8 protein-coding genes are annotated in these 12743 nt (G+C 72.6%); 5 read left to right on the top strand and 3 right to left on the bottom strand.

The genetic code is table 11. The annotated features are described in order from the left end of the window. Positions 1-76: 76 nt before the first annotated feature. A complete protein-coding gene (locus tag ACRWNP_RS36045) occupies positions 77-670 on the bottom strand; it encodes a biotin transporter BioY (protein WP_431969076.1) in 594 nt (197 codons plus the stop codon). A gap of 262 nt (positions 671-932) precedes the next feature. Between ACRWNP_RS36045 and ACRWNP_RS36040 the strand changes: the two genes are divergently transcribed. After that, entirely contained in the window at positions 933-1862 is a 930-nt protein-coding gene (locus tag ACRWNP_RS36040) for a carbohydrate kinase family protein (protein WP_431969074.1), read from the top strand. A gap of 56 nt (positions 1863-1918) precedes the next feature. Next, positions 1919-2620, top strand: coding sequence for an HAD family hydrolase (locus tag ACRWNP_RS36035; RefSeq protein WP_431969072.1), 702 nt, complete (start codon positions 1919-1921; stop codon positions 2618-2620). A 15-nt stretch (positions 2621-2635) separates the two neighbouring features. On the opposite strand, the gene ACRWNP_RS36030 is transcribed toward ACRWNP_RS36035, so the two are convergent. Next, on the bottom strand, positions 2636-3277 hold the full coding sequence (locus ACRWNP_RS36030) for a DsbA family oxidoreductase (protein WP_431969070.1): 642 nt from the start codon (positions 3275-3277) through the stop codon (positions 2636-2638). 144 nt (positions 3278-3421) lie between these two features. On the opposite strand from ACRWNP_RS36030, the gene pepN reads away from it, so the two are divergent. Together pepN and ACRWNP_RS36020 are read left to right on the top strand one after the other, a co-directional pair. After that, positions 3422-6001 carry an aminopeptidase N gene (pepN, locus tag ACRWNP_RS36025; RefSeq protein WP_431969068.1) on the top strand — a complete coding sequence of 860 codons (2580 nt, stop codon included), beginning with the start codon at positions 3422-3424 and terminating at the stop codon, positions 5999-6001. A gap of 245 nt (positions 6002-6246) precedes the next feature. Beyond that, positions 6247-7221, top strand: a complete 975-nt coding sequence (locus ACRWNP_RS36020) for a hypothetical protein (protein ID WP_431969067.1) — start codon at positions 6247-6249, stop codon at positions 7219-7221. 20 nt (positions 7222-7241) lie between these two features. Here the strand turns inward: ACRWNP_RS36020 and ACRWNP_RS36015 are convergent, their stop codons facing one another. Further along, positions 7242-7586: a hypothetical protein gene (locus ACRWNP_RS36015; RefSeq protein WP_431969065.1), complete on the bottom strand. Its 345-nt coding sequence runs from the start codon at positions 7584-7586 to the stop codon at positions 7242-7244. 1785 nt (positions 7587-9371) lie between these two features. Between ACRWNP_RS36015 and ACRWNP_RS36010 the strand changes: the two genes are divergently transcribed. Then, positions 9372-12683, top strand: coding sequence for a S8 family serine peptidase (locus tag ACRWNP_RS36010; protein WP_431969063.1), 3312 nt, complete (start codon positions 9372-9374; stop codon positions 12681-12683). Positions 12684-12743: the final 60 nt, after the last annotated feature.

Genomic DNA, 12743 nt, shown 5'->3' with positions numbered 1-12743 from the left:
GGGAGAAGGGGGGGGGGGGGGGGGGTCTTCCCCCCCCCCCCCCCCCCCACCCGGGTGCGTCGTAGGTCGTGGCCGGTCAGCCGCGGCGGCCGGCCAGCTTCCAGGCGGCGGGCAGCGCACCCATGGCGAGGGCGGCCTTCAGCGCGTCGCCGATGAGATACGGGGTCAGGCCCAGCGCCACGGCCTGGCCCAGCGTCAGGTGGGCGGCCAGCGCGAGGTAAGGGACACCCACGGCGTAGGTGACGGCGCTTCCGGCCGCCATGACGCCGGCCATCCGCCACACGCCGCGGTCCGCACCCCGCCGGGCCAGGGCGCCCACGAGCGCCGAGGCCAGCGCCATGCCGAGGATGTAGCCGAAGCTCGGCGCCGCCGCACCGGACGACCCCTCAGCGAACCACGGCACCCCGGCGACACCGGCGACCGCGTACAGCGCGAGCGCCAGGAAGCCGCGGCGCGCGCCCAGGGCGGTGCCCACCAGCAGCGCGGCGAAGGTCTGCCCCGTCACGGGCACCGGCGACCCGGGGACGGGGACCGACAACTGCGCGGCCAGGCCGGTCAGTACGGCGCCACCGGTCACCAAGGCCACGTCGCGCAGCCGCGACGCGGGGATGAGGTCGGCGAGGACCGGGTGGGTCCGTACGGCGGTAGCGGCGGGAACTGCGCTGGCCATCGGGTGACTCCGCGGGGTGAGGGTCGGTTCGGGACACCGTGACGTTAACCCGCGCCGCCCTCCCCGATCATCGTCCGCCGATCACAAAGGGCTGATCACGGCATTGGTCGCCTTCCTACAAGGATGCGGCGCCGGACGTGAGCTTCGTCACCTGGGCCTTAGTGGGGTTTCTCCAATGCTTCTCCCACCATCGCCGCAGCGGCGCCGCGGCCGGGCGTGACGCCGCTCCGGCGCCCGTACGGCGGCCTCCTATGCTGCCCGCATGAGCGCTCCGTCCTCCCCCTCCCGCGTCGGCGTCGTCGGCGAGGTCCTCGTCGACCTGCTGTGGCGCTCCGGGGAGCGGCAGGTCACGCCGGTGCCCGGCGGCAGCCCGGCCAACGTCGCGGTGGGCCTGCAGCGGCTCGGACGGCCCACCACCCTGGTCACCACGTGGGGCGACGACCCGCCCGGCGAACTGGTGCGGGAGCACCTGGAGTCCACCGGGGTGGAGGTCGTGCGCGCCGCCAGCCCGGCCGGGCGCACCACGCTGGCCATGGCCTACCTGGACCGGGACGGCTCCGCCTCCTACGACTTCCTGGCGGCGTGGGACCCGGAGCACCTGCCGGTGCCCGCGGACACCGCGGTGCTGCACACCGGTTCACTCGCCGCGGTGGTCGAACCGGGCGCGACGCGGGTGCTGGAGCTCTGCCGCGACCTGCACGCCGTACCGGGGCGCACCGTCGTCGCCGACCTCAACGTGCGGCCGGCCGTCCAGCCCGACCGGCTCGCCTACCGCCGGGCGTGCCTGCGGCTGGCCGGGGTCACGGACGTGGTCAAGGCCAGCGACGCCGACCTCGCCTGGCTCTTCCCGCGGCTCGCCCCCGACGAGGCGGCCCGGGCACTGCTCGCCGAGGGGCCGGGGCTGGCGGTGGTCACGCTGGGCGCGGACGGCGCGTTCGCGGTGACCGACGCCGCCCTCGTACGGGTGGCCGCGCCCGAGGTCGACGTCGTGGACACCATCGGCGCGGGCGACGCCTTCCAGGCGGCGCTGCTCGACGCGATCGCCGGCGACGGCGTCCCGGCCTCGCCGGAGGGACTCGCCGCCGTACTGGAGCGCTGCGTCACGGCGGCCGCGCTCAACTGCACGCGGGTGGGCGCCGATCCGCCGTCGCGCGCGGAGCTGGACGCGGCGCTCGCCGCACGGCACGCATAGCGCCGCGCCGGGAAAATACGGGGCCGCCGGACAGGGGCACTGGTTACCCTCGCGGGATGGACGAGGCACGGCTGACTGGGCAGGTACTGGTCTTCGACGCGGACGACACGTTGTGGGAGAACAACGTGGTCTTCGAGCGGGTCATAGAGGACTTCCTGGACTGGGTGGACCATCCCGTCCTGGACCGCGCGCAGATCAGGGCGCTGCTGAACGAGATCGAGGCGGCGAACGCGGTCGTCCACGGCTACGGCAGCAAGGTCTTCCTGCGCAGCCTCGGCGAGTGCCTGGAGCGGCTGCGGGAGCGGCCGGTGACGGAGGCGGAACGCCTGCGCGTGGACGAGCTGGCGGTGGCCTTCGTGGAGCACAAGGTGGAGCTGATGCCCGGCGTGGCGAACACGCTGGACGAGCTGGGCACCCGCCACGAGTTGCTGCTGCTCACCAAGGGCGACGAGGAGGAGCAGGCGCGCAAGGTGGCGGCCTCGGGGCTGGCCGGCCACTTCCGCGGGGTGCACATCGTGCCGGAGAAGGCCGCGGGCACCTACCGCGCGCTGCTGGGGGAGTACGGCTTCGCGCCGGGCAGGAGCTGGATGATCGGGAACTCCCCGAAGTCCGACATCCTGCCCGCGCGCGAGGCCGGGATGAGCGCGGTGTTCATCCCCAACGAGAACACCTGGGTGCTGGAGCAGTCCGAGCTCGACCCGGCCGACGAGCGCGTGCTGCGGCTGGCGGCCTTCCCCGAACTGCTCCGGCACTTCTGACCCGGGCCGGCCGGCTCAGTCGAAGACCGGGCCCTGGTCGCGGGTCCGCTTGATCTCGTAGAAGCCGGGGGTCGACGCGACGAGCAGGGTGCCGTCCCACAGGCGGGCCGCGGCCTCGCCCTTGGGCGCCGGGGTGACGACCGGACCGAAGAAGGCGATCTGCTCACCGTCGGCGCCGGGCACCGCGATGACGGGGGTACCGACGTCCTGGCCGACCTTGGAGATGCCCTCCTGGTGCGAGGCGCGCAGCTCCGTGTCGTAGGCGTCGCTGCGGGCGAAGTCGGCGAGGTCGGCCGGCAGGCCCGCCTCCTCCAGGGCGGCGACGATGACGTCGTGGTCCTTGTGGCCCAGGCCCTGGTTGTGGATACGGGTGCCGAGCGCGGTGTACAGCGGGCCGAGCACCTCGCTGCCGTACTTCTGCTCGGCCGCGATGCAGACGCGGACCGGGCCCCAGGCCGTGGTCAGGAACTCCCGGTACTGCTCGGGCAGCTCCTCACGGTTCTCGTTGAGCACCGCGAGGCTCATCACGTGCCACCGCACCTCGACGGGGCGCATCTTCTCCACCTCCAGCATCCAGCGGGAGGTCATCCACGCCCAGGGGCAAGCAGGGTCGAACCAGAAGTCCACCGGGGTGGGGGTGGTCGTGGTCTCGGTCACAGGAATCTCCTCGGGGCATGACTGATCCGTGCTCGGGTCTCAGAGGGGAACACCAGGGATCGCCGAGCCCATTCCCGCGTGCCGGGGCGTGATGCCGCGTGCGAAGATGCGTGGCGTCCACAAGGCGAGACGAATGGAGACCCCGTGCCCGGCGAGAACCTCACGCGCGACGAGGCCCGAGAGCGGGCACGGCTGCTGGCCGTGGACGGTTACGAGGTCGCCCTCGACCTCCGGTCGGCGCTGCGCCCGGAGGAGCGGACGTTCAGGTCCGTGACCACCGTCCGGTTCCGCTGCACGGAGCCCGGCGCGTCCAGCTTCGCGGACCTGCTGGCACCCTCCGTCACGTCGGTGACGCTCAACGGCCGGGAACTGGACCCGACGGTGGTCTTCGACGGAGCGCGGATCACGCTGGACGACCTGGCGGCGGACAACGTCCTCGTCGTGGACGCGCAGTGCGCCTACAGCCGCACGGGCGAGGGCATGCACCGCTTCACCGACCCCGAGGACGGTGAGGTCTACCTCTACACCCAGTACGAGCCGGCCGACGCCCGCCGGGTCTTCGCCGACTTCGAGCAGCCCGACCTGAAGGCGCCGTTCACCTTCTCCGTCACCGCGCCCGAGTCCTGGGTGGTGCTGGGCAACGAGCGCGTGACCGGGGTCTCCGACGACGGCGAGACCCGGCACTTCGCGCCGACCCGCCCGATCTCCACGTACATCACGGCGGTCGTGGCCGGTCCGTACCACATGGTCCACGACACCTACCGGCGCGCGCTGCCGGACGGCTCCGAGCTGGAGATCCCGCTGGGCGCGCTGTGCCGCAAGGGCCTGGCCCGGTACTTCGACGCCGACGAGATCTTCACCGTCACCAAGCAGGGTCTGGACTTCTTCCACGACCACTTCGGCTACCCGTACCCCTTCGGGAAGTACGACCAGGCCTTTGTGCCCGAGTACAACATCGGCGCGATGGAGAACCCGGGGCTGGTCACCTTCCGCGAGGAGTACGTCTTCCGCGGAAAGGTCACCCAGGCGTCCTACGAGGGCCGGGCGAACGTCATCCTGCACGAGATGGCGCACATGTGGTTCGGCGACCTGGTCACCATGCGGTGGTGGGACGACCTGTGGCTGAAGGAGTCCTTCGCGGACTTCATGGGCGCGTTCTCGCTGGTGGAGGCCACCCGCTACAAGGAGGGCTGGATCACCTTCGCCAACCGCCGCAAGGCCTGGGCCTACCGCGCCGACCAGCTGCCCTCCACCCACCCGGTCACGGCCGACATCCGCGACCTGGAGGACGCCAAGCTCAACTTCGACGGCATCACCTACGCCAAGGGCGCCAGCGTGCTCAAGCAGCTGGTCGCCTACGTGGGACGGGACGCCTTCCTGGAGGGGGCGCGCCGCTACTTCCAGCGCCACGCCTACGGCAACACCGAGCTGGGCGACCTGCTGTCGGTGCTTGCGGAGACCTCGGGGCGCGACATGGCCGGCTGGTCGCGGTCCTGGCTGCAGACCGCGGGCGTCAACTCGCTGACTCCGCACCTCTCGTACGACGCCGACGGGCGGATCGCCGAACTGGCCGTGCTGCAGGAGGCCGCGCCCTCGCACCCCGAGCTGCGCCCGCACCGGGTCGCGGTGGGGCTCTACCGGCGCACCGCGGAGGGCACCGTGGAACGCTACGCGCGCGCCGAGACCGACGTCGCGGGCCCGCGCACGGTGGTGGCCGAGCTGGCCGGGGCGGAGCGGCCCGACCTGGTGCTGGTCAACGACGACGACCTGACCTACTGCAAGATCCGCTTCGACGAGGACTCCCTGGCCACGGTCCGGGAGGACCTGGGCTCGCTCAGTGACCCCATGGCCCGCGCCCTGGCCTGGTCCGCGGTGTGGAACATGACCCGCGACGGGCTGATGCCCGCCCGCGACTACCTCGGCCTGGTGCTGCGCTTCGCCGGTGCCGAGACCGACATCGGCGTCCTGCAGGGGCTGCACATGCAGGCCCGTACGGCCCTGAACGACTACGCGGCGCCCGCCTGGCGCGAGCAGGGCGCGCGCGAGCTGGCGGACGGTGCGCTGCGCGAGCTGCGCGCGGCGGCCCCCGGCAGCGGCCACCAGCTGGCCTGGGCCCGCTTCCACGCGGCCGTCGCCGCCGGGGACGCCGGGACGGACGTGCTGCGCGGGCTGCTCGACGGCACCGAGAAGATCGACGGGCTCGACGTGGACCAGGAGCTGCGCTGGGTGCTGCTGGAGGCGCTGGCCGCCGGCGGAGCGGCCGACGAGGCCGACGTCGCGGCGGAGCTCGCCCGCGACGACACCGCCTCCGGCAAGCGGCACCAGGTGCGCTGCCTGGCGGCGCGGCCCTCCGCGGCCGTCAAGGAGCAGTGCTGGGCATCGGTCGTGGAGTCCGACACGCTGTCCAACGCGCTCGTCGAGGCCACCATCGCGGGCTTCGACCAGGCGGGTCAGCGCGAGCTGCTCGCCCCGTACGCGGACCGCTACTTCGACGTGATCGAGCGGATCTGGAAGGAGCGCTCGATCGAGATCGGCATGGCCGTCGTCCGCGGGCTCTTCCCGCACCACCAGGACCGGCCCGCCACGCTCGACGCGGCCGACGCCTGGCTGGCCGGCCATGCCGACGCGCCGCCGGCGTTGCGGCGGCTGGTCGCCGAGTGCCGTGACGACCTCGCGCGGGCGCTGCGGGCGCAGGAGCGGGACGCGGCGGCGGGGGCGGCCTGACGTCCCTCCCGGAAGGGAACAGGTGACCGGTCACCCCAATGGCGTAGAGGGGGTACCGCCCGGCCCCGGTGGTGCGGCAGCATCGCCGGGGTTGGGGGGCAGGTGAGAGCAGGTCGGTCACCTGGATAGGTGAAAAATCGCATTCGGCAACCGAACGTCTGAACTTTAGTGCGGTGATGTCCGCATTTGTCGACGGAACCGTAACAGCCGTTAGACCCCCTGAGGTAAGCGGGAATCCACCCGCCATGAACCACAACATCCCCCTCAGCCCCCGCCCCCTCGACCACCTCTCCCGCACCCGACCGACCGTGCTGTCGGCCCGCCAGCTGCGGGAGCACGGTGTGACCCCCGAGACGCTTGCCTCCCGCTGCCGCCCCGGCGGGCCCTGGCAGGAGGTGCTGCCGCGGGTGTACGTCCTGCACCGAGGCCGGCCCACCGGCGACGAGCGGGTCCGGGCGGCACTGCTCTACGCGGGCCGCGAGGCGATGGTCACGGGCCTGGCGGCACTGGCCCTGCACCGCTTCTCCTCGGTACCGCCGCTGGTCGGCCTGGACCGGATCGACCTGCTGGTGACCCGGCAGCGCCGGCTGCGCGCCATCGGCGACGTGGGGCTGGTGCGCACCCCCGCCCTGCCCCGGCCGCAGGAGGTGCAGGGCGTGCCGTGCGCGCCGCTGCCCCGGGCGCTGGCGGACGCGGTGGAAGAACTGGACGACGCCCGGGCGGTGCGCCAGGTACTGACCGAGGCGGTGCGCGGCGGCCACTGCGAGGCGACGGCCCTGGTCGCGGAGCTGAGCCGGACCCGTCTGCTGTCCCGGCCGCACGTGGTGGAGGCGGTGGACGCGCTGGTGGCCGAGGGCCGCGCGATCGCCGAGAACCGGCTGTACACGATGGTGCGCTGCTTCGGGCTGCCCGATCCGCTGTGGAACGTGGACCTGCGGCTGCCGGGCGGCCCGCACCTGGGGGGCGTGGACGCGTACTGGCCGGAGCACGCGGTCGCGGTCGAGCTCGACTCGCGCGTGCCCCGGCAGGAGGACGACGCCCTGTGGGCCGAGTACGCCCGCAAGCGCGAGCACCTGGAGCGCCTCGGCATCTCGGTCGTGCACATCACCCCCCGCAAGCTCCGGGAGTCCCTGGAGCAGCAGGCCACCGTCGTCCGCACGGCCCTGATGGCCGCGGCCGACCGCAACCCCGCGTCGTGGGTGGTGGTGCTGCCGCGGTGAGCGCAGCGGTCAGCGCTTCTTCAGCAGCAGTTCCACGTTGCGGTCGCCCGGCTCGCCGGAGAGCGTACGGGCCCCTGGCGCGTTGAACGCGAGAGCTCGCGGTGGAGCGCGGCGAGCCCGGTCTGCGACAGGTCGGTGAAGTCGGTGCGGTAGGGGGCCGCGGACTCCACGAGGGCGTGCGGAGCAGCGAGAGCGTGCCGTCGCGGTCGTCGGTCAGCCCGACGATCCTGGCCGGCTGCGGGGTGGCCGACGTGGGAGACGGTGGAGACCTCCCAGAAGGTGCCCTGCGGGACGATCTTCTTCTTGTGGCCGTGCCCGTTGATCCGGGCGGCCACGTTGCGGTGCCGGCCGAGCAGCGCGAGCACCTCGTCACCGCCGTGCGGCGCTCGCAGGGGCGGGCGGGGTCGCGGACCAGGTCGGTCAACGACCAGCTGGGGTGGGGGCTGAAGACCAGCACGGTTGCGTCGGCGTGCGCGATGAGCGTCCGGTCCAGCCAGTTCAGCCGGCCCGTGCCGAGTGAGCCGCGGTAGTCGCCGCCGCGGTCGATGGTGTCGAGGCTGACGCCGAGCACGCCGTCGGAGATCCGCAACGTGCACTGGATCCGGCCGGAGTCGAGTCGGCCGTCGTGCAGCCGTGGCCCACGGGACCGGCGCCGGCGTGTGCGGGTCAAGGTGGGCGGCGATGTACTCGCGCGGGGTGACCGGTGCCCGGCGCTCGTCGGGGGTGACGGCGCGGGCGCTGCTCTTGCGGTGGTTGCACGCCTGGCGGAAACGGGTGCCCTGGGGATCGGGCCCCTTGCGCAGGAACGCGTTGACGGCCTCGGCCGGGGGCAGCCGGAACAACTTGGCGGAGCCGAGCGCCAGGTCGTGGAAGCAGGACGAGGCGGCGTACGGGCCCCCGTACAGCTGGTCGTGGTTGCCGGTGGTGGAGTACCACGGGACGTGCGGGCCGGGGCTGTTGAGCTCGCGGACCGCGGCGGCGAGGAACCCGGGCAGGCGGGGGAAGCCCACCGCCTTGTCCGTGTCGCGCAGGCGGAGTCCGGCTGCCGGAAGCCCTCAGCCCGGAGTCCTGGACGCCCTCGTAGTGGTCCGGGTCGCCGGAGTCGGGGGTGAGGCGGCCACCGCTCATCACCGCGTGGAACCAGTCCGGTTCGACCCGCGAGTCGTCGCCGGTGTTGTCGCCGGTGGTCATGACGGAACCGATGGGCGTGCCGGTGGCGGGCCCGTGCCGCAGCGCGTCGACCCGCTCGACCAGACAGACGACGCCGGCGTTGGTGAGCGCCTCCTGGCGACGCCGGCCGGCGGAGGGGAAGCGCGGGAACTCGTGACGCCGCGGGTTCTGCACGTCCGTGAGGTGCGGGGCGGTGAACTGCACGAAGCAGGACAGGGTCGTACGACGCTCGGCGCGGCCGCTCCGGGCGGCGGCCGGCTCGGTGCGGGCGTCCCGCTTCCAGCCGGGGCCGTCGCCCAGCCGGCGGTAGCCCTTCCCTGCCGCGCGGGGCCGAGACGGAGTGCAGGGTGGTGCCCGCGGTGCAGGGCCGCACCGCTGCGGGCGCGGCCGGTGTCGCGGGGACGGACGGCGGGCGGGACTCGGGTCCCGTGGCCGGTTCGGCGAGCGGGGCGCGGCCTTCGCGTCTCCCGAACCGGGAACGCGCGCGAAACCGAGCCCGGTGCCGAAGGCGCCCACACCCGAGGCGATCAGGACGTCACGGCGGCTGAGGGCGGCAGCGGGCACGGGACCAGGCAGGGCGGGTTTCCCCCGGTGGGCGGGGCTGCGGCGGCACCGCGGTGCCGCTCCTCACCGGATCGTTGGCACCCGGGGTGGCCTGCGGTGCAACGGGAACGGAACGTCCGGCACCCGTCCTTGGACATGGATCGGCAGTCCTCCCGCAGGTCACCGGCGTCCGGCTCAGCAAGTGACCGGACGCTCCTGCGGTGTTCGTCAACTGCCCCCGCGCTGTGCCGCGTCGGGAGCCGGAGAATCCCGCGGGCGCACGCAATGGGCCGGTTGGGCATGCTTCGTGCCCCGGCACAAGTCCCGGCGTCTTGACGTATTCGCGTCATGTCGGTCTTACGCCATCTACGGCACTCCCCAACAACCCCACAGATGCCGCAATGTGTCGGTCAACTGGCGCCCAAATCTTGAACAGGATGCCCATGTCTCTCGATCACATACGCGGGAAGAGACGCGTGGTCCGTGTCGCGCTCGCGGCGGGCCTGGTGGCCGCGCTGACGACGACCGGAATCTCCGCCTCCACCGCTTTCGCCGACACGACCGGCGACCCCGCGGACGCGGCGGTGAAGACCGCGGCCGACAAGCTCGGAGCGGCCGACGCCGAACTGCTCGCCGAGGCCAAGGCCGGCGGCGACAAGAACGTCACCCTCATGATCGCCACCAAGAAGGGCTCCACCGAGCAGGTCTCGGACGAGCTCGACGCGCTCAAGGGCGCGTCGGTGGACAAGACCTACGACGACCTCGGCTACGTCCGCGCCACCGTCCCGACGGGCACGGCGGACGCGGCGATCGCGGCGGCGCAGAAACTCTCGTCCGTGCAGGCGATCGACCTCAAGCAGGAGATCGTCCTCGACGACCCGTCCCCGTCGGCCGACGGCGGCAAGGGCTCCTCCAAGGGCCACGGCCACGGCGGCGGCTCCGCCACCTACCCGGGTCCCGATGCGAAGACGCCGGCGAAGAACCCCTACCAGCCGGCGTTCGAGACCGGCGCGGTGGACTTCGTCAAGGACAACCCGAAGGCCGACGGCCGCGGCGTCACCATCGGCATCCTCGACTCGGGCGTCGACCTCGGCCACCCGGCGCTGCAGAAGACCACGACCGGCGAGCGCAAGATCGTCGACTGGGTCACCGCGACCGACCCGATCCTGGACGGCGACGCCACCTGGCGCCGGATGACCAACGGCCCGACCGTGACCGTGGGCACCCGCACCTGGACCGCCCCCGACGCCTCGCAGCAGGTCAGCGTGTTCCGCGAGTCGGCCACCGCCGGCGGCGACATGGCCGGCGACCTCAACCGGGACGGCGACACCAGCGACCTCTGGGGCCTGCTCTACGACCCGGCCAAGGGCACCGTCCGGCTGGACCTGAACGACAACGGCGACTTCACCGACGACGCCGAGATGAAGCCGTACAAGGACGGCTTCCAGATCGGCTACTTCGGCACCGACGACCCCGCCACGGCCATTTCCGAGCGGATTCCCTTCGTGGTGGAGATCCGCAAGGACGTCCCGACGGACCCGTACGGCGGCACCTGGGTCGGCAAGAAGGCCGACTTCGTCAACATCGGCGTCATCGAGTCCGAGCACGGCACCCACGTCGCGGGCATCACCTCCGCCAACGGCCTGTTCGGCGGCAGGATGAACGGTGCCGCCCCGGGCGCGAAGATCGTCTCCTCGCGCGCCTGCACCTGGTCCGGCGGCTGCACCAACGTGGCGCTGACCGAGGGCATGATCGACCTGGTGGTCAACCGCGGTGTGGACATCGTCAACATGTCCATCGGCGGTCTCCCGGCGCTGAACGACGGCAACAACGCCCGTGCGCAGCTGTACACCCGTCTCATCGACGAGTACGGCGTGCAGCTGGTCATCTCGGCCGGCAACAGCGGCCCCGGCGCCAACACCATCGGCGACCCCGGCCTGGCCGACAAGGTCCTGAGCGTCGGCGCGACCATCTCCAAGGAGACCTGGGCGGCCAACTACGGCTCGCAGGTGACCAAGGCGTACGACATGATGCCCTTCTCCTCGCGCGGTCCGCGTGAGGACGGCGGCTTCGCGCCGGTCATCTCCGCGCCGGGTGCGTCCATCAACACCATCCCGACCTGGGAGCCCGGTGGCCCGGTCGCCGAGGCCGGCTACGGCCTGCCGCCCGGCTACGCCATGCTGCAGGGCACCTCGATGGCCTCCCCGCAGGCGGCCGGCGCCTCCGCACTGCTGCTGTCCGCGGCCAAGCAGGCCCGCATCCCGCTGGCCCCGGCGACCCTGCGCACCGCGCTGACCAGCACGGCGCACAAGATCAAGGACGTCCCGGCGTACGCCCAGGGCTCCGGCCTGATCGACATCGTGGACGCCTGGCGCCTGATCAAGGCCGGTGCCACCGCCCACACCTACACGGTCAAGGCGCCGGTCGCCACGGCCCTGTCGCAGTTCCTGGCGACCCCGGGGCACGGCACCGGCATCTACGACCGCGAAGGCGGCCTGAAGGCCGGTCAGACCAAGACGTACGACGTCACCATCACCCGCACCACCGGTCCGAACCGGTCCATCCGGCACGACCTGGAGTGGGTGAACAACGACGGCACCTTCCGCTTCGCCGACTACGACAACGTGTGGCTGCCGCTGAACAAGCCGGTGACCGTGCGCGTCAAGGCCAAGCCCGGCTCGACCGGCCTGCACAGCGCGATCCTGACGGTCGACGACCCGGCGACGCGCGGCACCGACCAGCAGATCCTCAACACCGTGGTCGTCGCCGCCCCGCAGGCCAAGCCGTCGTTCGCGGTCAAGGCCGCGGGCTCGGTGCAGCGCAACGGCACCAAGTCCTACTTCGTGACCGTGCCCGAGGGCGCCAAGACGCTCGAGATCAAGATGGGCGGCCTGGCCACCGGCAGCCAGACCCGCTTCATCGCGATCACCCCGTGGGGCGTCCCGGCGGACACCACCACGACGACGTTCTGCTACCCGAACTACACCACCACCAACGGCTGCCGTCCCGACCTGCGTTCCTACGCCAACCCGATCCCGGGCGTGTGGGAGATCGAGGTCGAGGCGCGCCGTACCTCGCCGGTGCTGAACAACCCGTACGACCTGACCGCGACCGCGCTCGGTGTCTCCTTCGACCCCGAGGTCCAGACCGTCGAGGAGGCCACGGTCGGCACCGCCGCCCCGGTCTCGTGGAAGGTCACCAACGGCTACGCCCCGGTGCAGGGCAAGCTGAAGGGCGGCGCGCTCGGTTCCGCCGCGGCGTCGCGCAAGTCGATCGCCGACGGTGACAGCGTCACCAGCACGGTCGTCGTCCCCGCCGGCGCGTCCCGCCTGGATGTCGCCATCGGCGGCACCTCCGACACCTCCGCCGACCTCGACCTGACCGTGTTCCTCGACGGCACGCAGGTCGCGCAGTCCGCGGACGGCGACTCGGAGGAGGCCGTGAGCATCGCCAACCCGGCGGCCGGCACGTACACCATCCAGGTGGACGGCTACTCGGTCCCGGCCGGCACCACCGAGTACGACTACCGCGACGTCTTCTACTCGACGACGCTGGGCTCGGTCTCCGTGGACGAGGCGGCGACCGTTCCGCTGGCCAACGGCGCCTCCGCGAACGTCGCGGCGAACGTCCTGGTCGCGGCCCCGGCTCCCGAGGGACGTCAGTTCTTCGGCGAGGTTCAGCTGCTCAACGCCGACGGCACCGTCGCCGGCACCGGCAGCGTGCTGATCGACAAGGTCAACGCGGGCTGACCCGCGGCCACCCGGCCTGATCACCGCCTGAGGGGGCGGGGGGGGGGGGGGGGGGGGGGG

This window comes from Actinacidiphila sp. bgisy160 (assembly GCF_965342435.1).
Lineage (GTDB): Bacteria > Actinomycetota > Actinomycetes > Streptomycetales > Streptomycetaceae > Actinacidiphila.
This window is presented reverse-complemented; position numbering and strand designations above follow the sequence as displayed.